The organism is Pseudomonas sp. NFPP04 (assembly GCF_900113815.1).
Classification (GTDB): Bacteria; Pseudomonadota; Gammaproteobacteria; order Pseudomonadales; family Pseudomonadaceae; genus Aquipseudomonas; species Aquipseudomonas extremorientalis.
Map to the genome: position 1 here is coordinate 276,835 of NZ_FOQS01000007.1, position 19,594 is coordinate 296,428.

The 19,594-nt window shown below is 60.1% G+C and carries 13 protein-coding genes and 2 tRNA genes; 10 read left to right on the top strand and 5 right to left on the bottom strand.

Features of this window, described 5'->3' with window-relative positions; translation table 11 throughout:
* Positions 1-251: 251 nt before the first annotated feature.
* The 3 genes from BM017_RS17355 (at position 252) to BM017_RS17365 (ending at position 4,857) form a co-directional block, all read left to right on the top strand.
* On the top strand, positions 252-1,439 hold the full coding sequence (locus BM017_RS17355; protein ID WP_016972601.1) for an ATP phosphoribosyltransferase regulatory subunit: 1,188 nt from the start codon (positions 252-254) through the stop codon (positions 1,437-1,439).
* Between the two features lie 54 nt (positions 1,440-1,493).
* Entirely contained in the window at positions 1,494-2,783 is a 1,290-nt protein-coding gene (locus BM017_RS17360; RefSeq protein ID WP_071491676.1) for an adenylosuccinate synthase, read from the top strand.
* A 139-nt stretch (positions 2,784-2,922) separates the two neighbouring features.
* The gene (locus tag BM017_RS17365; protein ID WP_071491675.1) at positions 2,923-4,857 is read left to right on the top strand and encodes a methyl-accepting chemotaxis protein; all 1,935 of its coding nucleotides are present in this window, start codon (positions 2,923-2,925) and stop codon (positions 4,855-4,857) included.
* A gap of 108 nt (positions 4,858-4,965) precedes the next feature.
* On the opposite strand, the gene BM017_RS17370 is transcribed toward BM017_RS17365, so the two are convergent.
* The 4 genes from BM017_RS17370 to BM017_RS17385 all read right to left on the bottom strand — a co-directional run bounded on the left by BM017_RS17370 (position 4,966) and on the right by BM017_RS17385 (position 8,021).
* A complete protein-coding gene (locus BM017_RS17370; protein ID WP_092246622.1) occupies positions 4,966-6,525 on the bottom strand; it encodes an ABC transporter permease in 1,560 nt (519 codons plus the stop codon).
* Positions 6,525-7,550 carry an extracellular solute-binding protein gene (locus BM017_RS17375; protein ID WP_092246624.1) on the bottom strand — a complete coding sequence of 342 codons (1,026 nt, stop codon included), beginning with the start codon at positions 7,548-7,550 and terminating at the stop codon, positions 6,525-6,527. Before BM017_RS17375 ends, BM017_RS17370 begins: the two co-directional genes overlap by 1 nt.
* Before the next feature lie 145 nt (positions 7,551-7,695).
* A tRNA-Leu gene (locus BM017_RS17380) sits at positions 7,696-7,782 on the bottom strand.
* A 152-nt stretch (positions 7,783-7,934) separates the two neighbouring features.
* A tRNA-Leu gene (locus BM017_RS17385) sits at positions 7,935-8,021 on the bottom strand.
* A gap of 225 nt (positions 8,022-8,246) precedes the next feature.
* On the opposite strand from BM017_RS17385, the gene rnr reads away from it, so the two are divergent.
* The 7 genes from rnr (at position 8,247) to dnaB (ending at position 15,507) form a co-directional block, all read left to right on the top strand.
* Positions 8,247-10,874, top strand: coding sequence for a ribonuclease R (gene rnr / locus BM017_RS17390; RefSeq protein WP_092246626.1), 2,628 nt, complete (start codon positions 8,247-8,249; stop codon positions 10,872-10,874).
* Positions 10,871-11,632 (top strand): 23S rRNA (guanosine(2251)-2'-O)-methyltransferase RlmB, encoded by a 762-nt coding sequence (gene rlmB / locus BM017_RS17395; RefSeq protein ID WP_092246628.1) that lies wholly within the window; start codon positions 10,871-10,873, stop codon positions 11,630-11,632. Before rnr ends, rlmB begins: the two co-directional genes overlap by 4 nt.
* Before the next feature lie 290 nt (positions 11,633-11,922).
* Positions 11,923-12,345 carry a 30S ribosomal protein S6 gene (rpsF, locus tag BM017_RS17400; RefSeq protein WP_003236224.1) on the top strand — a complete coding sequence of 141 codons (423 nt, stop codon included), beginning with the start codon at positions 11,923-11,925 and terminating at the stop codon, positions 12,343-12,345.
* A 28-nt stretch (positions 12,346-12,373) separates the two neighbouring features.
* Positions 12,374-12,604: a 30S ribosomal protein S18 gene (gene rpsR, locus BM017_RS17405; protein ID WP_002551829.1), complete on the top strand. Its 231-nt coding sequence runs from the start codon at positions 12,374-12,376 to the stop codon at positions 12,602-12,604.
* Positions 12,605-12,640: 36 nt separating this feature from the next.
* A complete protein-coding gene (locus BM017_RS17410) occupies positions 12,641-13,534 on the top strand; it encodes a YybS family protein (RefSeq protein ID WP_071491668.1) in 894 nt (297 codons plus the stop codon).
* Between the two features lie 18 nt (positions 13,535-13,552).
* The gene (gene rplI / locus BM017_RS17415) at positions 13,553-13,999 is read left to right on the top strand and encodes a 50S ribosomal protein L9 (protein ID WP_003171376.1); all 447 of its coding nucleotides are present in this window, start codon (positions 13,553-13,555) and stop codon (positions 13,997-13,999) included.
* Between the two features lie 110 nt (positions 14,000-14,109).
* Positions 14,110-15,507 (top strand): replicative DNA helicase, encoded by a 1,398-nt coding sequence (gene dnaB, locus BM017_RS17420; RefSeq protein WP_071491667.1) that lies wholly within the window; start codon positions 14,110-14,112, stop codon positions 15,505-15,507.
* A gap of 6 nt (positions 15,508-15,513) precedes the next feature.
* Here the strand turns inward: dnaB and BM017_RS17425 are convergent, their stop codons facing one another.
* Positions 15,514-19,470, bottom strand: a complete 3,957-nt coding sequence (locus BM017_RS17425) for a dermonecrotic toxin domain-containing protein (protein WP_092246630.1) — start codon at positions 19,468-19,470, stop codon at positions 15,514-15,516.
* Positions 19,471-19,594 lie beyond the last annotated feature (124 nt).

The following is a 19,594-nucleotide window of genomic DNA, read 5'->3' on the forward strand; positions in this document are numbered from 1 at the left end:
AACGCCAGGCGGGGTGATCCTTTCAGAAAACGGGTGTATGATGCGGCAGCCGGGAAATTCCCGGCTTTTTTGCGTCTGCATGTTTGATTCGGCAGGCGTGACAGGTTTTTCGAGGAAAGTGCCCGACGAGGCCGATTGCAGGCCATTCGTCACGTCGCTCTTGCGCGTGGTTTATGCAGGGGGCGGGTGTTTTCTGCTTCACTCAAGGCTCGGCCGAGGGCTGGCCGCCCGGATCAAAGGGGAATGGCGTAATGGCAACGGTAGACCGCTGGCTGCTGCCAGATGGCATCGAAGAAGTACTGCCACCAGAAGCTGCGCGCATTGAAGTAGCGCGCCGCCAGGTGTTGGATCTGTTCCAGAGCTGGGGTTACGAGTTTGTCGTGACCCCCCATATCGAGTACCTGGAATCCCTGCTGACCGGCGCGGGCCAGGACCTGGATCTGCGCACCTTCAAGGTCATCGACCCGCAGTCGGGCCGTCAGATGGGCTTCCGTGCCGATATCACGCCGCAAGTGGCGCGCATCGATGCGCACACCCTGCGCCGAGAAGGCCCGAGCCGCCTGTGTTACGCCGGTAGCGTGCTGCATGCTCAGCCACGTGCGTTGTCGTCGTCCCGCAGCCCGATCCAGTTGGGCGCCGAGTTGTACGGCGATGCCAGCCCAAGCAGCGACGTTGAAGTAATCAGCTTGATGCTGGCCATGCTGCAATTGGCCGACGTACCGGATGTCCACATGGACCTGGGTCACGTAGGTATCTACCGTGGCCTGGCCCGTGCGGCCGGTTTGTCTGGTGAAGTTGAACAACAGCTGTTCGATGCCCTGCAACGCAAGGCTATCGATGAAGTCATCGCCTTGACCGCTGGCGTGCCTGCCGATCTGGCCGACATGCTGCGCGCACTGGTCAACCTGTGTGGCGGCCGTGAAGTGCTGGTGGCAGCCCGTGAGCGCCTGGCCAATGCGCCGGCGCCGGTACTGGCGGCACTGGATGACGTGCTGGCAATTGCCGAGCAGTTGTCGGCGCGTTTCCCGGAGCTGCCGCTGTACTTTGATCTGGGTGAGTTGCGCGGTTACCACTACCACACCGGTGTGGTGTTCGCCGTATTTGTACCGGGCGTTGGCCAGGCCATCGCCCAAGGCGGTCGTTATGACGATATCGGCGCTGACTTCGGTCGTGCGCGTCCGGCCACTGGTTTTTCCACCGATTTGAAAACCCTGGTGACCCTGGGGCGTGCTGAGGTCGAGCTGCCGTCTGGTGGCATCTGGATGCCCGACAGTACGGACGCAGCACTCTGGCAGCAGGTTTGCCAGTTGCGCAGTGAGGGTCAGCGTGTTGTCCAGGCCTTGCCTGGCCAGCCATTGGCCGCCGCCCGTGAAGCGGACTGCGACCGGCAATTGATTCTGCAGAACGGGCTTTGGCAAGTATCGCCACTGGCTTCTTGAGTTTTCCTGCCGGCCATCGCCGGCACCAAGTTTGCGCGAATGAGGACAAGTGTTATGGGTAAGAATGTCGTAGTCCTGGGCACCCAATGGGGTGATGAGGGCAAAGGCAAGATCGTTGATCTGCTGACCGAACATGCTGCCGCCGTAGTGCGCTACCAAGGTGGGCACAACGCTGGCCACACCCTGGTCATCGATGGCGAAAAAACTGTCTTGCACCTGATCCCGTCGGGCGTATTGCGCGAAGGCGTGCAGTGCCTGATCGGCAACGGTGTAGTAGTTGCACCGGATGCCCTGCTGCGTGAGATCACCAAGCTGGAAGAAAAAGGCGTACCGGTGCGCGAGCGCCTGCGTATCAGCCCGTCCTGCCCGCTGATCCTGTCCTTCCACGTTGCGCTGGACCAGGCCCGTGAAAAAGCCCGTGGCGAGCTGAAGATCGGCACCACCGGTCGCGGCATCGGCCCGGCCTACGAAGACAAGGTCGCACGTCGTGGCCTGCGTGTGGGCGACCTGCTCAACATGCCACGCTTCGAAGACAAGCTGCGTGAACTGGTGGATTACCACAACTTCATGCTGGTCGGTTACTACAAAGAGCCGGCCATCGAGTTCGAAAAGACCCTGGCCGAGTGCAAGGAATACGCTGAGCTGCTCAAGCCGCTGATGCTGGACGTGACCGCCGAGCTGCACGACCTGCGTCGCGCCGGCAAGGACATCATGTTCGAAGGCGCCCAAGGCTCCCTGCTGGACATCGACCACGGCACTTACCCGTACGTGACCAGCTCCAACACCACCGCGGGTGGCGTGGCGACCGGTTCGGGCGTGGGCCCGATGTTCCTGGACTACATCCTGGGCATCACCAAGGCCTACACCACCCGTGTCGGTTCGGGTCCGTTCCCGACTGAGCTGTTCGACGAAGTCGGCGCTCACTTGGCCAAGCAAGGTCACGAGTTTGGTGCGACCACCGGCCGTGCCCGTCGTTGCGGCTGGTTTGACGCCGTTATCCTGCGTCGCGCTATCGACGTGAACAGCATTTCGGGCATCTGCCTGACCAAGCTGGATGTGCTCGACGGTCTGGAAACCATCAATATCTGCACTGGTTATAAAGATGCGGAAGGTAAAGATGTCGCCCCGACTGACGCTGACAGCTACGTAGGCCTGCAGCCTGTGTACGAAGAAGTGCCGGGCTGGACCGAATCGACCGTGGGCGCCAAGACCCTGGAAGAGCTGCCGGCGAATGCCCGTGCGTACATCAAGCGTGTTGAAGCGCTGATTGGCGCGCCGATCGACATTATTTCGACGGGGCCGGACCGCAACGAAACCATCGTTCTGCGTCATCCGTTCGCTTAATAAGCTGTTGATGTAAAAAGCAAAGGGTTCCTTCGGGAGCCCTTTGTCGTTTCTGTCGCCCGAGCGGCACGACCCTTGCTTTGGTTCTTTCTTTCGCGGTGCTATCAAATTAATGGCACCCGTGATGGAGGGATTCCCGATGTCTGCCGTTCTCTCATTGTTACAAAGCCGTCTGTTGCGGCCGGTGTTCGTTACCCTAGGTATCGCTCTTTTGGTGCAAGTACTGGTGGCGGTCGCCCTGACGCGAAGCACGGTCACTGCACTGGAGGCTGATCTGGGCAATCGCCTGGGTGTCGACAGCCAGAAGCTGTCCGGCGAATTGGCCCAGGCTGGCAAGGAAGTCACGTCCAGTCTCGATAGCTTGTCGACAAGCACTCGCCAACGTCTGACCGCTGGGCTCTCGGCTCGCCTGCAGGAAGAGCAGAAGCAACTGCGTGCAACCCTGGAAAAAGACCTGAAAGACTCCGCCAATGACATGGCACAGCTGCTCGCCTCAGTGGCGCCCCGCGCCATGTGGGACAGTGACGTGCCGACGTTGTCGGAGTTCGCCCGACGCGCCCAGCGCAATCCCAACGTGCTGTTTGTGGTGTATGACGACGCGGCAGGTGAGCACCTGACTCGCTACCTGAACCGTGAAAACCCGATCAACCAGGCGTTGTTGGAAAAGGGCAAGGGTGATCGTGCCCTGGATAAAGTGCTGGATGCGGCCAAGGATGATCCTTCTGTGTTCTACGTGGAAGCGTCCATCAGCCCGAATGGTGTAGAGATCGGCAAGGTGCGCATGGGGGTTTCGACAGCTGCGGTTGAAGCTGACTTGCAAGCGCTCGACAAGCGTTTCGCGGCGCTGATCGCCAGTGGTGATCAACTGGTCGGCGACAGCCTCAAGGGCGCAGCGGCCGACAGTGCTGCGGCCATGGGCGCCCGTCTGCAATCTGCGCAAGCCACAGCCACCCAAATGACGGCCAACACCACCAGCGCCGTCCAGGACGCTGCCGGCACCCTGCGCTGGCGCATTGGCATGGGGCTCGCGCTGGTCGGTCTTGGCGTATTGCTGTTGATCGCTGTTGTGCTGGGTCGTCGCGTGGTCAACCGCTTGAAGCTGTTGATCGCGGCCATGGATGATCTGGCGGCGGGCGAGGGCGACCTCACCAAGCGCGTACAAATCAGCAGCAAGGACGAAATCGGCGACATGGCCTCGGCGGTCAATCGCTTTGTGGATAAGTTGCAGCCCATCGTGCGTGAGGCGGGGGATGTAGCCCAGCGAACGGGTGTGGAAATCGGCGCCATGACCTTGCGCAACGCCGGTGCCGATGCGGCCGCGGGCTTGCAGCGTGATGAAGTGGCTGAAAGTCTGCGTGCGCTGTCGCAGATGGCAGATGAAGCTCAGGCTGAAAGCCACGCCATGCAGGCGGCGTTGCAACAGGTGGTGGATATTCGTCAGGCCACGGACGAGAACTCGCGCACCTCGGCTGAAGTCGGCAGTTTGATCGAGGCACTGGCGGGGCAGGTGCAGGCAGGTTCCACGGTTATCGAGCGCCTGGCCCAGCAAAGCGAGCAGATCGAGGTGGTGCTGACCGTGATTCACGGTATTGCCGAGCAAACCAACCTGCTGGCACTCAACGCGGCGATTGAGGCGGCACGTGCCGGTGAAACCGGGCGCGGCTTCGCGGTGGTGGCGGATGAGGTGCGCGCACTGGCGAGCAAGACCCAAAGCTCCACCGGCGATATCCAGGCGCATATCGTGGCGTTGCAGCAGGGCGCGCGGGAGGCGGTGGAAACCATCGGCAAGGCTGGGCGCCAGGCCAACGAAGGCTTGTTGGTGCTGCGTGACAGCGTGCGTTTGCAGCAGACGGTGCAGGCCTCGGTGGAGCAGGTACATGCCGCGATTGGTTTGGCAACACGTGCAGCCGAGCATCAGGCCCAGGGCGCCCATGCGGTGCGTGGTCGGGTGGAGGTAATCCATGCCCAGGCCGAGCGTGCCGCGCAGGCGGTGGTGGAGACCACCGCCAGTGGCAAGGTGCTGGATGGGTTGGCGGCGCAGTTGAAGGCGAGCCTGGGGCAGTTCAGGGCGTAGTGTTGCCTGTACCTGCCTCATCGGGGGCAAGCCCCCTCCCACATTTGTCAGCATTCCATAGCTGGAACTCGGTCAACTGTGAGAGGGGGCTTGCCCCCGATGGCGGTCTCAACGGCTCAGATACATCCGCGTCGTGAGCAGATAAACCGGCAACCCCGACACCACTATCAACAACGCCGCATAAGGTGCCGCCGCCGCAAATTCCACATTCGAAGTGTGCGCCCACACCGCCGTCGCCAAAGTATTCAAGCCGGTCGGGCTGAGCAGCAGCGTCGCCGTCAATTCCTTCATCGCATCCAGGAACACCAGCGCAAATGCTGCGCCAAGGGCCGGGAAGATAATCGGCAGCGTCACCCGACAAAATGCACTGAACGACGAAGCGCCCAGCGTGCGTGCAGCTTCTTCAAGCTGTGGCGCCGCCTTGTTCAGTGCCGTGCGAATCGGTGCCTGGGCCAGTGGCAGAAACAGTAGCGCATAGGCAATCAGCAACAGTGCCGAGGTCTGGTACAGCGCCGGCACGTAATGCAGGGCGAAATACACCAGGCTCAGTGCGATCACCAGGCCGGGCAAGGCGTGCAGCAGGTAGGGCAGGCGCTCGGCCCAGATCGCCAGCTGACCTTTGTAGCGCACTACCAGAAGTCCCACCGGCACCGCCAGTACCAAGCAAAGCGCGGCGCCGCCGAGAGACAGTGCCAGGGAGGACAGCAACGCCTCACTGATCTCGGCCAGCGGAAATGCAGTCGACGAACCCACCGCCAGCCAATAACCGAGCATTCCCAGGGGAATGCCGCTACCGATGATCGCCAACGCCAGGCAATACACCTGGCCCAATGGCGCCCACTTACCCAATCGCACCAGCTCCGCATGTCGCGCTGCGCCCTGGCCAATGCGCACGTGCCGGCCCTTGCCACGCATGCGCAGCTCCAGCCGCAGCAGCGTCAGGCACATCACCAGCAGCACGGCGGACAGCATCGCAGCATTCGCATTGCTGAATTCCAGCTCGAACTGCTGGTAGATCGCGGTGGTGAAGGTCTGCAACCCAATGATCGACAGCGCACCGAACTCCACCAGCATATGCAGCGCGATCAGCAATGCCCCCGCCAGCAGCGAGGGCCACAGCAGCGGCAAGGTGACGCGAAAAAAGATGCTCCAGCGATTCAGTCCCAGGGTGCGGGCCGACTCTTCCAGTGCGGGATCAAGATTGCGCAGCGTCGCCGCCACCGGCAAGAACACCAGCGGATATTTGGACAGGCTCATCACCAGGATGGCGCCACCGAGCCCTTCGAAACTGGCGCTCAGCGACACCCAGGTAAAGCTGCTGACAAACGCCGGTACCGCAAACGGCAGGCACAGGATCACGCCCCAGATACGTCGCCCCGGCAGGTTGCTGCGCTCCAGCAGCCAGGCGAGGGACAGGCCGATCACTGCGCAGCCCGCCGTCACGCCCACCATCAGCGCCAGGGTGTTGCGCAGCAACCCAAACACATAAGGTCGCCACAGCAGATGCACCGCTTCCGCCCAGCCCGCTTGCCAGGCCTTGGTGCCGACGTACGCCAGCGGCAACAGGCTCAAGCCAACCAGAAACAGCACCGGCAGCAACAGCCAGATCGACGGACGTTTGCGCCTTGGGCTGAGCCCTGTGCGCAGGGCGGGTAGCGACGGGTTCATCAGTTCAAGCCAACGTCACGTTCCAGGTCCAGGGCTTCTTCGGCGTTGCCCAGGTCGGCCGGGGTGACTTTCGGCGGTTGCAGTTCGCTGAAAGGCTTGAGGCCGCGATTGGATTCCATACCCTTGCGCAGCGGGTATTCGGCCGAGGTGTTGGTGATCACGCGCTGGCCTTCTTCACTGGCCATGAACGCCAACAGTTGCTGGGCTTCCTTGGGGTGCTTGCTGGATTTCAGCGCGGCGGCGGAAGACACGGTGATCAAGCCGCCGGCGTCGCCATTGGTGAAGTAGTGCAGTCGGGAATCCAGATTGGTCTTTTCTTTCTTCAGGGCGAACCAGTAGTAGTTGTTCACCAGAACAGTGGCCACTTCGCCGTTTTCGACGGCTTTCAGCGCAACCATGTTGTTGCTGTACACCTTGCCGAAGGCGCGCAGGCCGGTCAGCCATTCTTCAGCCGCTTCGCGACCGTGCAGCTTGATGATCGCCACGGCTTGTTCCTGGAACGCGCCGCTGGTTGGCACGAAGCCGACTTTGCCTTGCCACTCGGGGCCGGCAAAGTCGAGTACCGATTCGGGAAGGTCTTTTTCAGCAATCAGCTTCGGGTTGAAAGCCACAACGCGGGTGCGCGCGGTCACGCCCATCCAGTCGCCATTGGCGCCAACATAATCCTTGGGCAATACGTCGAGGGTGCTGGCGTCGATCCTGGCCAGCAGGCCTTGCTCGCCGAGTTTGTTCAGCGGAGGCGATTCTTCGGTGTAGATCACATCGGCGGGCGAGCGGTCGCCTTCTTCGACGACTTGGCTGGCCAACTGGTTGCTGCTTCCTTTGCGCACGTTGACGTGGATGCCGGTCTTGGCTTCGAAGGCCTTGGCGAGTTCATCGCCGACTTCTTTGTGCTGGCCGTTGTACAGGGTCAGGGAGACCTTGTCGGCGGAATAGGCGGTGGGCGAGAGCAAGGTCAGGCCGAGCAGGGTGAGGGTCAGGCCACGCAGAAGGGATGTCTTGAGACGGGTATCGCGGATGGTCATCCGAAGTTTTCCTCGCTTGTGTGCAACAAATCATTGCAAGGATAAACGATAAAGTTTCTCAGGTGCGGACGCAGGCGGAAATCGGCTGGGAAGTTTTCAAACCCCGGAAACGAAAAAACCCGCTTTCGCGGGTTTGATCTGAATTTGGTGCCCAGGAGAAGACTCGAACTTCCACGACCTTGCGATCACCAGCACCTGAAGCTGGCGTGTCTACCAATTTCACCACCTGGGCATTATCAACAACGCTTGCGCTGTTGATGGAGCGAACTATACGGAGGGCTTTTTGATCTGTAAACCCCTGATTCAAAAAAATAAATCAAGTTTTCCGTTAAAAATCAGAGCCTTGAAACGAAAAAACCCGCTTTCGCGGGTTTGATCTGAATTTGGTGCCCAGGAGAAGACTCGAACTTCCACGACCGTAAGGTCACCAGCACCTGAAGCTGGCGTGTCTACCAATTTCACCACCTGGGCATTATCAAACAACGTTGCCGTCGTCGATGGCGCGCACTATACGGAGGGGATTTTAAGCTGTAAACCCCCGCCACGAAAAAAGCCTGGAAAATTTCGCCAGTGGTCGTGCAAGGTGCCTGTTGCGGGCTGCAAAGGGCTTTAAAAGGCTTGTTGACGTCTGAAATTTCCCGTTTCAATACGCGTATGCCAAACTAACCCGCATATAGACAAGGTGAAAACTCTCTAATGGCCGATTGGCAGTCCCTCGATCCCGAGGCCGCTCGTGAAGCGGAAAAATATGAAAACCCTATTCCTAGCCGCGAACTGATCCTGGCGCACCTCGCCGATCGGGGCTCGCCTGCTAGCCGCGAGCAGTTGGTTGAAGAATTCGGTCTGACCACCGAAGACCAGCTCGAAGCCCTGCGCCGCCGCCTGCGCGCCATGGAGCGCGACGCACAATTGATCTACACCCGCCGTGGCACTTACGCGCCAGTGGACAAGCTCGACCTGATCCTCGGCCGCATCGCCGGCCATCGTGATGGCTTCGGCTTCCTGATCCCGGACGACGGCAGCGATGACCTGTTCATGAGCCCGGCGCAAATGCGCCTGGTGTTCGATGGCGACCGTGCCCTGGCGCGTGTTTCCGGCCTGGACCGTCGCGGTCGCCGTGAAGGCGTGATCGTCGAAGTGGTGTCCCGTGGTCACGAGACCATCGTCGGTCGCTACTTCGAAGAAGGCGGCATTGGTTTTGTGGTGCCCGATAACCCCAAGGTGCAGCAGGAAGTGCTGATCACCCCGGGCCGCAATGCGAATGCCAAGGTTGGTCAGTTTGTCGAGGTGAAGATCACCCACTGGCCGACCCCTCGCTTCCAGCCGCAGGGTGATGTGATTGAAGTGGTCGGCAACTACATGGCGCCGGGCATGGAAATCGATGTCGCGCTGCGTACCTACGATATTCCTCACGTCTGGCCTGAAGCCGTCGTGAAGGAGGCGCGCAAGCTCAAGCCGGAAGTCGAAGAGAAGGACAAAGAGAAGCGCATCGATCTGCGCCATCTGCCGTTCGTCACCATCGACGGTGAAGACGCCCGCGACTTCGACGATGCGGTCTACTGCGAAGCCAAGCCGGGCAAGCTGCGTCTGTTCTCCGGCGGCTGGAAGTTGTACGTGGCGATTGCCGACGTCTCCAGCTACGTGAAGATCGGTTCGGCCCTGGACAACGAAGCCCAGGTGCGTGGCAACTCGGTGTACTTCCCCGAGCGCGTGATTCCGATGCTGCCGGAAGAGTTGTCCAACGGGCTGTGCTCGCTGAACCCGAAAGTCGACCGTTTGGCCATGGTGTGCGAGATGACTATCTCGAAAACCGGCGAAATGACCGATTACCAGTTCTATGAAGCGGTGATTCATTCCCAGGCGCGCCTGACCTACAACAAGGTCAGCACCATCCTGGAACAGCCGAAAACCAGCGAAGCCAAAGCATTGCGCGGTGAGTACGGCCATGTCGTGCCGCATCTCAAGCAGCTCTATGCGCTGTACAAGGTGTTGCTGGGCGCACGTCACACCCGAGGCGCGATCGATTTTGAAACCCAGGAAACCCGGATTGTCTTCGGTTCCGAGCGCAAGATCGCTGCGATCACCCCGACCACCCGTAACGATGCGCACAAGCTGATCGAGGAATGCATGCTGGCGGCCAACGTGGCCACCGCTGAGTTCCTGAAAAAGCACGAGATCCCTGCGTTGTACCGGGTGCACGACGGCCCGCCGCCGGAGCGTCTGGAAAAGCTGCGCGCGTTCCTCAGCGAACTCGGCCTGTCCCTGCACAAAGGCAAGGACGGCCCGACGCCGAAGGATTACCAGGCTCTGCTGGCCAGCATCAAGGACCGCCCGGATTACCACGTGATCCAGACCGTCATGCTGCGCTCCCTGAGCCAGGCGGTGTACAGCGCGGATAACCAGGGCCACTTCGGCCTGAACTACGAGGCGTACACCCACTTCACTTCGCCGATCCGCCGTTACCCGGACCTGCTCACGCACCGTGCGATCCGCAGCGTGATCCATTCCAAGATGAACACCCCGCACGTCAAGCGCGCCGGTGCCATGACCATTCCGAAGGCGCGGATCTATCCGTACGACGAAGCGGCCCTGGAACAGCTGGGCGAGCAGTGTTCCATGAGCGAACGCCGTGCCGACGAAGCCACCCGCGACGTGGTGAACTGGCTCAAGTGCGAGTTCATGAAGGATCGCGTAGGCGAATCGTTCCCGGGTGTGATTACCGCCGTGACCGGCTTCGGTCTGTTTGTGGAACTGACCGATATCTACGTCGAAGGCCTGGTGCACGTCACCGCCTTGCCGGGCGACTACTACCACTTCGACCCTGTGCATCACCGCCTGGCGGGCGAGCGCACCGGTCGCAGCTTCCGCCTTGGCGATACCGTTGAAGTGCAGGTCATGCGCGTCGATCTCGACGAGCGCAAGATCGACTTCGGCATGTCCGATAAACCAGCCGAATCGCCGGGCAGCCGTAAAAAGCGTGGTAGCGAACCGACCAGCAAAGGCAAGGCCGCGCCTGCCAAAGCAGCGACCGTCGAGCCTGCGCCAGCCAAGGCCGGTCGTCGTTCATCGACCAAGGAAAAGGCCCCCGAAGCCTACCGCCCAAGCGATGCAGCGGCGAAAAACGCCGAACTGCGCAAGAGCCGTGAGTTGAAGCAGCAGTTGCTCAATGAAGCCAAAAGCGGTGGTAAAGCGGCGTCTGGGGGAAAGTCCCACGGGGCGGAAAAGCCGTCGAGCAAGCCCAGTAAACACCGTAAAGGCCCGCCAAAAGCGGGTTCGGCTCCCGCGAAGAGCGGCGGGTCGCGCAAACCTAAGGCCAAGTCATGAGTCTGGAAAAAATCTACGGCGTCCACGCCGTAGAAGCACTGCTGCGTCACCATCCCAAGCGCGTCAAGCAAGTCTGGCTGGCGGAAGGGCGCAGCGAGCCGCGCGTACAAGCGCTGGTTGAATTGGCCACGCAAAACAAGGTTGCCATCGGCCAGGCCGAGCGTCGTGAAATGGACGTGTGGGTAGAGGGTGTTCACCAGGGCGTGGTGGCGGATGTCAGCCCGAGCCAGGTCTGGGGCGAGGCGATGCTCGACGAGCTGCTCGACCGCACCGAAGGTGCACCGTTGCTGCTGGTGTTGGACGGCGTGACCGACCCGCACAACCTCGGCGCCTGCCTGCGCTCGGCGGACGCTGCCGGTGCGCTGGCGGTAATCGTGCCTAAAGACAAGTCGGCGACGCTGACGCCGGTGGTGCGTAAAGTCGCGTGTGGCGCAGCCGAAGTGATTCCGCTGGTGGCCGTGACCAACCTGGCGCGCACCCTGGAGAAGCTCCAGCAGCGCGGCCTGTGGGTGGTGGGTACGGCGGGAGAGGCCGAGGTCAGCATTTATGACCAGGACCTCACCGGCCCGACCATCCTGATCATGGGCGCCGAAGGCAAAGGTATGCGCCGCCTGACCCGCGAGCATTGTGATTACCTGGTGCACCTGCCGATGGCCGGTAGTGTCAGCAGCCTCAACGTGTCGGTCGCCACCGGCGTCTGCCTGTTCGAAGCCCAGCGCCAGCGTGGCGCAAAGGCCAAGGCCAAAACGAAGAAGTGATCAAAATGTGGGAGGGGGCTTACTCCCGATAGCGGTGTGTCGGTTGCGGATGATGTGGCTGATCCTTCGTAATCGGGGGCAAGCCCCCTCCCACAGTGTTTTTGGGGTGTCTGGAAGATTGTTCAAATAATCACCAATCACCTTGCACGCATCCTCCCCCTTCTCTACAATTGCGCCCCTTGCCTTCCTGGCGGGCACCGAGGTGCCTCCCTGCGGCAAGATCCATAAGTGTCATTCACTCCTTGTCTGACCGTTTTTGAGCGGCAGGCTACAACCCGTAAGGAGCATTCATGCGTCATTACGAAATCATCTTTTTGGTCCACCCGGATCAAAGCGAGCAAGTCGGCGGCATGGTTGAGCGTTACACCAAGCTGATCGAAGAAGACGGCGGCAAAATCCACCGTCTGGAAGATTGGGGCCGTCGTCAACTGGCCTACGCAATCAACAATGTTCACAAGGCTCACTACGTGATGCTGAACGTTGAGTGCACTGGCAAGGCCCTGGCCGAGCTGGAAGACAACTTCCGCTACAACGATGCTGTGATCCGTAACCTGGTCATCCGTCGCGAAGAAGCCGTTACCGGCCAATCCGAGATGCTCAAGGCTGAAGAAAACCGCAGTGAGCGCCGTGAGCGTCGCGACCGTCCTGAGCACGAAGGCGCTGATAGCGCTGATAGTGATGACAGCGACAACAGCGATAACGCTGACGAGTAATCCACGGACCTTTTAAGGAGCCTATCAAATGGCACGTTTCTTCCGTCGTCGTAAATTCTGCCGCTTCACCGCTGAAGACGTGAAAGAGATCGATTACAAAGATCTCAACACTCTGAAAGCCTACGTATCCGAGACCGGCAAAATCGTTCCAAGCCGTATCACCGGTACCAAAGCACGTTATCAGCGTCAGCTGGCCACCGCTATCAAGCGCGCCCGCTTCCTGGCCCTGCTGGCCTACACCGACAGCCACGGCCGCTGAGACCGGGCAGTCGACAAGTAGTAAGGGATTGAATGCATGCGCGCCTTAGCTGAGTTCATCATGCGCGGTCGCGTGCAGGCCACTCTCGTAGTGGCTGGATGTGCAGCATTGCCGTTGTTGTATTGGTTGGGTGCTGCCGCAGGTTGCCTTGTGCTGCTGCGGCGCGGTTTGCAGGATGCCCTTGGCGTCCTGGCCCTGGGAGTGCTGGCTGCCTTGATCTGGTGGCTGCAACTGGGCGAACCCAAGGTACTTCTGGTACTGCTGGGATCGTCGAGCCTTGCGTTGGTTTTGCGCGCAAGTGAGTCCTGGGCCCGCACGCTGCTGGTCAGCGTGGCAGTGGGGTTGGTGTTTTCGGTGTTGATCGACGCGGCTTTCCGCCCGCAGATCGAGGTGCTGTCGCAAGAGATCGTCAAGGTCCTGCCGATGGCCCTCGGGGAACTCTACCAGCAGCTTTCGGTAGATGAGCGAGCGCGTCTTGCGACACTGATTGCACCGGCCCTGATCGGCCTGATGGCGGTAATGATGCAGATCGTCAGCGTGCTGAGCCTGATGCTTGGGCGATATTGGCAGGCGTTGTTGTACAACCCGGGTGGTTTTGGTCGCGAATTTCGCAGTATCAGAATCCCCGTGGGCCCGGCGATGTTGCTGCTGGCACTCATGGTGGTCGGACCGTACTTCGGTTCACAAGCCACCTTGCTGGTGCTGTTTTGCAGCGTACCGCTGGTGTTCGCCGGACTGGCCCTGATTCACGGGCTGGTCGCGCAGAAGCGCCTGGCCAAGTTCTGGCTGGTGGGGATGTACGTAACAATGGTGCTGTTCATGCAGCTGATCTATCCGTTACTCGTGGTTCTGGCCATTGTCGACGGCCTGATTGATTTTCGCGGTCGTCTGGCGCCGAAAGACGCCGATAACGCGAACGGTGAAGGTTAAAAGTTAGAGGATTTTCACATGCAACTGATCCTTCTGGAAAAAGTCGCCAACCTGGGCAACCTGGGCGACAAAGTGAACGTTAAGGCCGGCTACGGTCGTAACTACCTGCTGCCATACGGCAAAGCCACCGCTGCAACCGCTGCCAACCTGGCTGCGTTTGAAGAGCGTCGTGCCGAGCTGGAAAAAGCCGCAGCAGACAAAAAAGCTTCGGCCGAAACTCGCGCTGCCCAACTGGCTGAGCTGGAAGTGACTATCACTGCCACCGCCGGTGACGAAGGCAAGCTGTTCGGTTCGATCGGCACCCACGACATCGCTGATGCACTGACCGCCTCCGGCGTTGAAGTGCAGAAGAGCGAAGTTCGTCTGCCGAACGGCACCATCCGCAACGTAGGCGAATTCGACGTAGCCGTGCACCTGCACGCCGAAGTTGAAGCCACCGTACGCGTTGTCGTGGTAGCAGCTTAAGCCGCACCTAACTGGCTGGCACCTCGCGTGCCAGGCGGTTAACATCGGGCACGATCCTGTTTACAGGTCGTGCCTTTTGTTTTTCTACACACCCCAAATTCCAAGTGGCCATGAACGATATTTCAGCTCCTGAGCAATACGATCTGCAAACCGCTGCCCTGAAGGTGCCGCCGCATTCCATCGAGGCCGAACAGGCTGTGCTCGGTGGTTTGATGCTGGACAACAACGCCTGGGAACGCGTGCTGGATCAAGTCTCGGACGGTGATTTCTATCGCCATGACCACCGCCTGATCTTCCGCGCCATCGCCAAGCTGGCCGACCAGAACTCGCCGATCGACGTGGTGACCCTGGCCGAACAACTGGACAAGGAAGGCCAGACCTCCCAGGTCGGCGGCCTGGGCTACCTGGGCGAACTGGCGAAAAACACGCCGTCCGTCGCCAACATCAAGGCCTATGCCCAGATCGTTCGCCAGCGCGCCACGTTGCGCCAACTGATCGGCATCAGCACCGAGATCGCCGACAGCGCCTTCAACCCCGAAGGGCGCACCGCCGAAGAGATCCTCGACGAAGCCGAGCGCCAGATCTTCCAGATCGCCGAGGCCCGCCCGAAAACCGGCGGCCCGGTGGGCGTCAACGAGCTGTTGACCAAGGCCATCGACCGCATCGACACCCTGTTCAACACCGACGCCGCCATCACTGGTATTTCCACCGGCTACACCGACCTCGACGAGAAAACCAGCGGCCTGCAGCCCTCCGACTTGATCATCGTCGCCGGCCGTCCTTCCATGGGTAAGACCACCTTCGCGATGAACCTGGTGGAAAACGCGGTGTTGCGCAGCGACAAGACCGTGCTGGTGTACTCCCTGGAGATGCCAGGCGAATCGCTGATCATGCGGATGCTCTCGTCGCTCGGGCGTATCGACCAGACCAAGGTGCGTTCCGGCCAACTGGAAGACGACGATTGGCCGCGCCTGACCTCGGCGGTCAACCTGCTTAACGACCGCAAGCTGTTCATCGATGACACCGCCGGTATCAGCCCCTCGGAAATGCGTGCGCGTACCCGCCGCCTGGCGCGCGAGCACGGCGATATCGCCCTGATCATGATCGACTACCTGCAGTTGATGCAGATCCCCGGTTCCAGCGGCGACAGCCGGACCAACGAGATTTCCGAAATCTCCCGGTCCCTCAAGGCCCTGGCCAAGGAATTCAACTGCCCGGTGGTGGCGCTGTCCCAGCTCAACCGTTCCCTGGAGCAACGCCCCAACAAGCGCCCGGTGAACTCCGACTTGCGCGAATCCGGCGCGATCGAGCAGGACGCCGACGTAATCATGTTCGTGTACCGCGACGAGGTGTACCACCCCGAGACCGAGCACAAGGGCATTGCCGAGATCATCATCGGCAAGCAGCGGAACGGCCCGATCGGGTTTATCCGCCTGGCGTTCATCGGCAAGTACACACGCTTCGAAAACCTCGCGCCGGGCAGTTATAACTTCGACGACGACGAATAACGCGCCTTACGGCCGGGCAAACAGCGCACGGATGGTGGCTTCGTCGTATTGGTAGTTCCAGCGCAACTCAGTGCCGGCGGGAATAGATTCGCTGGCAAATAATCCGGTGAGTATCATTTGATCCTGTCGGTTGCCGACCTGGGCCTGGAGCCTGAATTTTGCCGCCTCAACGTTGTAGCCCGAGGCGGCCTGTCGCACCGGAACATCGGCCTCATATTCAAAAATGGTATTGATCCTCGACAACGCGTTGTCGCCGGACAGTACCGGCTGAGTGTTGAGCGCGTGGGGCGACACAGGCCTCACATCCTTGACGGCCATCAGATAAGGATCTCGGCGCGCCTTCGCCACGAAAAACGGCAGGATGTCCCCTCCATACACGCCCAGCGCTTCGCCCTTGCTCAGCGGGCGCCGCGTGATGACCGTGGCTTCGCCGATCATTGCGGCCTCCTGGGGGAATTTTTGATGAGCGGCGGTGAAGGGTAAAACCTCAAGCTTGTCTTCATACAGGCGCGCGACGTTTTCATAACCTTCCCAGCGGATGTAGGGCAGCAGCTGGTCTTTGCTGAATACCGTGCCGGACGTTAACGACTTCCCTTGGGGTTGCATGAGTCGGATCAGCATGGGCTGACCATTTTCATCGCGCAGTGGGTAGCGGCCACAGTTGGCGCGGTCATAAATACGCCGATAGTTCTGGCTGTGCTGGTAGCTGCGCTCGTTGCGCATGTAGGCCAATTCCTGAGGAGTGTAGAGCGCGTCTACAGTGCCTTCCTCGGCTGATCCGTAAGAATTGGACGAGTGTGCCGACCCATACCCGTCAATGGAGTCGACGCTTTCGAGTGATGGCGCAGGCGAGCCCCCTCCGCCCGGTAACCCACCTTTGGCGGGGTCGATTTCCCAACCCCCGTTGGCGTTTTTGCGCAGATAGGGTGAATAGGCCCGGAAACGGCTACGCGCATCGACCAGTCGCCATCCCTGCGGGTCTTTTTTGATCTGGTAGTAGTTCTGCTCGTCCTGGACGTAATAGCGAAAACTTCCGTCAGGCAGTGGCGGCGCTTGAAAGGTCTGGTCAGCCAGCCTTGTCAGTCCGGCCGGAGGGGTTGGTTCGGCGAACAAGGGGTCGAGTGGCAACCCTGCCGAGGGCCGGGTTTCGAGGGTAAGGGGCTTGCCGCGCAGACGCGGAAGGCTGCTGGCCATCAGTGACTTGCCGGATTTGTGCAGGGCCTGCTCAAACGAATCCGCACCCGATTGGCGCAGCAGTGCACGGTGCTCCAAGGGGGAAAGTGTTTGCTCGATTGCGTGAGGCAGATCGGTCAGTGGGGGGGGGAGGGTATCTGGTGAGGCGTGAAGCGCGTATAGCTCGCCTTTGCGGATCAGCGTATGGCTCGAAGGGGCATCCGCGTTACCGATACTCCCCAGAAGCGGCCCCTCGGTACTGTCGTCATACACATCAATCCGGCGCGACCCAGGCCAACCGGGTATCTGCTCCAGTGTGTAAAGCATCAATTGCACGCTTTCCCGGTTGCGCAAGGTATTGAGGAAAATGCTCTCTTGCAGCTGGGCGACCTTTGCCATCTTTGTGTAGTGGTCTGCTTCTTCGAGCGATACGGGGTCCAGGCTGTCTCCCGCTTGCAAGCGTTGGCGTTTGCTTGCTGGGAGTGTGCGCTCTATCTCTTCAAGATGTCGTTTGGACAGTTGCGGCATCAGTGTGCGCAGACTTTTTTCGGTGGGTGTGACCGCGGCTTCATTGGCCGCGTTGAGTTGAGAAAACAGCCATTGTTTTTTCTGTGCGGCCTGCTTGCTCAATCTCAGGGCAAGGTTTTCGGTTTTACTGAAGTAGTCGATAGGCGAGGAGGGCAGCAGATTATTGAACGCGGTCTGAGGCATTTGCGCCTCTATGGCATGCAATAACTCGCCCTTTCTGAAACGGTCTTCGCTGACCTTGATTTCGACGTTGCCCTGACCGAACTGCATCACGGTCTGTTGCTGCTGGTCGACCACCTTCAGCCCGTAAGTGGCGGGCCATTCGGGCAGCGAGGTGAGCAGGTGGGCTTGAATCAGCGGCGAGTGAGCCGTCACGGAGGTGCCCTCGGCACGGCTCAGGTTGAAATCATTGATTTCCTGGTCCAGGTTGAAGTGTGTAACCGTATCGCACAGCAAGGGCGCAGGGCGCACCATCTCTTGATGGGCTTGGCGCAATGTGGTGCTGTCCAGCCCGCTGATCAGCAGGATGGGCTCTACGGACGGTTGGGTTATGTTGGCCGCATCTGGGCCCAGGCGCTTGATCAGTTTGAGCGTGTCCCAATCCTCTGGCGTTTCGTGCACATGGCGCCAGCCGCCGGCTTCGTTGTTCAACAGGGGAGGTGAATAAGCGTGCGGATCGCTGGGGTGTGACAACTCCCATCGTGTGCCATCGGGTGAGCGCTGAATGGCATGGGGGTGATCATCCAGTTTTAGATACGACTGCTGTTGGTATTGATAGATACCTTGTTTATCGGCAACCACGTGTTCAGGTAATGTCGCGGGGTGTTGGTAGGGTTCCAAGTCAGAGTGCCAGAGGCGCCAGCCCTGATTGCGTACCTGAACTTTCACGAGGCCCGCCGTAAAGCGTCCTGCCTTGATCACGCCGGCGGTCGCTACGGCCATGGCAACGTTATCCACCACGTCCAGCAGGTCGTCGAGCGCCTGTTGGCTATCGCCCTGGCTCCAGGCGGCAAAGCCGTTATAGACCGTGCCGATCAATTGGGCGGCGGTAACGACCAGCAGAACCTCCCCGACGATTGGCACGAAGGATGCGGCAAAGAACAGCAGGGATTTACCCAGGTCGGCATAGAACTGCAGGCGTTTTTGTCGGCTGATGGCATCAACCTGTGCCGTCGGGACCGCGACTTCGCAAGCGTCGCTTTCTATCTGGGAAAACCGTCGCAGGATGATGGCGTGGAACAGATTGCCGGTGATTTTGGTCAGGGTCAGCGGTTTGTCCAGCTGCGCTGGCTTGATTTTCCCGGGTGAGCCGATGGGCAGCCAATCAATCCACATGGGCTTTACATGCAGCAGCGATTCTCGCTGATGCGCTGGGGCCAGCCGCTTGAAGAAGGCCAGGTAGTCCGGTCGCATCAGGCGTTTAACGAGTTGAGTTTCCAGGTCGTCCATCGAGGGGTGCTGGCGAAGTGCCTCGATCGGGTCTTCAGGTGTGTAGAGAAGCGGTCCGGTTTCTGCCCGGACGTCAACGATGACCAGGACGTCAGGCAACACCACTCCACCAAGCGTCAGGTGAAAGCAGTCGAAGGACACGTGGTGTCCGCGCTCGGAGAGCTCGACCAATTCTTCGTAAAGGGTTTTCGGCATCTTCTTCTTGAGGTAGGCCAGGTGCAAGGCAACGTTGAAACGCTGCTGTTCGTGCTCGCGAAAGAACCGGCGTACCGACAGATTGGTGCTGATGACCGTGCGAATATGCTTGAGGTATTGCCCGCCCAGGTCCAGTTTGCGGCAAAAACCGGCGAAGAGCGTCGCGGAAATCAACGAAGGAAATCGTGAGTCCTGGGTGATGTTGAAAAGCTCGGTCCCGGTCTCCATGCCGCCGTCCTCTGCTTCCGAAGCCTCGAAGTTCTGCAGGGCCGCCTCCAAAAGGGATTGTTCAGTGGTGCGTGCGTGGGTGCGTAGCAGCCCGAACAGATGATGGTTTTTCCATTCGCGCACCAGGACCGAAGTCTTCGCATTCAGCAGCGTCAGGTATTCGCGGCGCAACGCCTGCTCAAACAGCGGAAAAGCGAACGCCTCGGGGCTTTGCAGTTGCCTGAGGAGTTCTTGGATCTTGTGCCTGGATTGATTGCTCTTGAGCAGGTTGGCGCGCAGGGCTGCGCGGGTGTCTGCGGGGGAGTCGGTGAGCCAAGTGGGGAGTTGGGTCTGGATGAAGGCGGCGTGGGCGTCGGGTGTTACCAGTGGAGGCGCGGGATTACTGCTCATCTGGGTTTCCATGAAAAGGCTAGTTGAATCCTGACAGCCTATCCAGGGTGTTTCCGGGGATGGGGCTAGCGGATTAGGCCCTTGCCCCCTGCAAATCCGGCTATGAGTACCGGGGAAAAGTGAT

Excerpts from the sequence above, each read along its gene's own strand:
- BM017_RS17425 (WP_092246630.1), bottom strand. The coding sequence starts at position 19,470 with ATGAGCAGTAATCCCGCGCCTCCACTGGTAACACCCGACGCCCACGCC.
- rpsF (WP_003236224.1), top strand. The coding sequence starts at position 11,923 with ATGCGTCATTACGAAATCATCTTTTTGGTCCACCCGGATCAAAGCGAG.
- BM017_RS17410 (WP_071491668.1), top strand. The coding sequence starts at position 12,641 with ATGCGCGCCTTAGCTGAGTTCATCATGCGCGGTCGCGTGCAGGCCACT.
- BM017_RS17355 (WP_016972601.1), top strand. The coding sequence starts at position 252 with ATGGCAACGGTAGACCGCTGGCTGCTGCCAGATGGCATCGAAGAAGTA.
- BM017_RS17370 (WP_092246622.1), bottom strand. The coding sequence starts at position 6,525 with ATGAACCCGTCGCTACCCGCCCTGCGCACAGGGCTCAGCCCAAGGCGC.
- BM017_RS17360 (WP_071491676.1), top strand. The coding sequence starts at position 1,494 with ATGGGTAAGAATGTCGTAGTCCTGGGCACCCAATGGGGTGATGAGGGC.
- rnr (WP_092246626.1), top strand. The coding sequence starts at position 8,247 with ATGGCCGATTGGCAGTCCCTCGATCCCGAGGCCGCTCGTGAAGCGGAA.
- rlmB (WP_092246628.1), top strand. The coding sequence starts at position 10,871 with ATGAGTCTGGAAAAAATCTACGGCGTCCACGCCGTAGAAGCACTGCTG.
- BM017_RS17365 (WP_071491675.1), top strand. The coding sequence starts at position 2,923 with ATGTCTGCCGTTCTCTCATTGTTACAAAGCCGTCTGTTGCGGCCGGTG.
- BM017_RS17375 (WP_092246624.1), bottom strand. The coding sequence starts at position 7,550 with ATGACCATCCGCGATACCCGTCTCAAGACATCCCTTCTGCGTGGCCTG.
- rpsR (WP_002551829.1), top strand. The coding sequence starts at position 12,374 with ATGGCACGTTTCTTCCGTCGTCGTAAATTCTGCCGCTTCACCGCTGAA.
- rplI (WP_003171376.1), top strand. The coding sequence starts at position 13,553 with ATGCAACTGATCCTTCTGGAAAAAGTCGCCAACCTGGGCAACCTGGGC.
- dnaB (WP_071491667.1), top strand. The coding sequence starts at position 14,110 with ATGAACGATATTTCAGCTCCTGAGCAATACGATCTGCAAACCGCTGCC.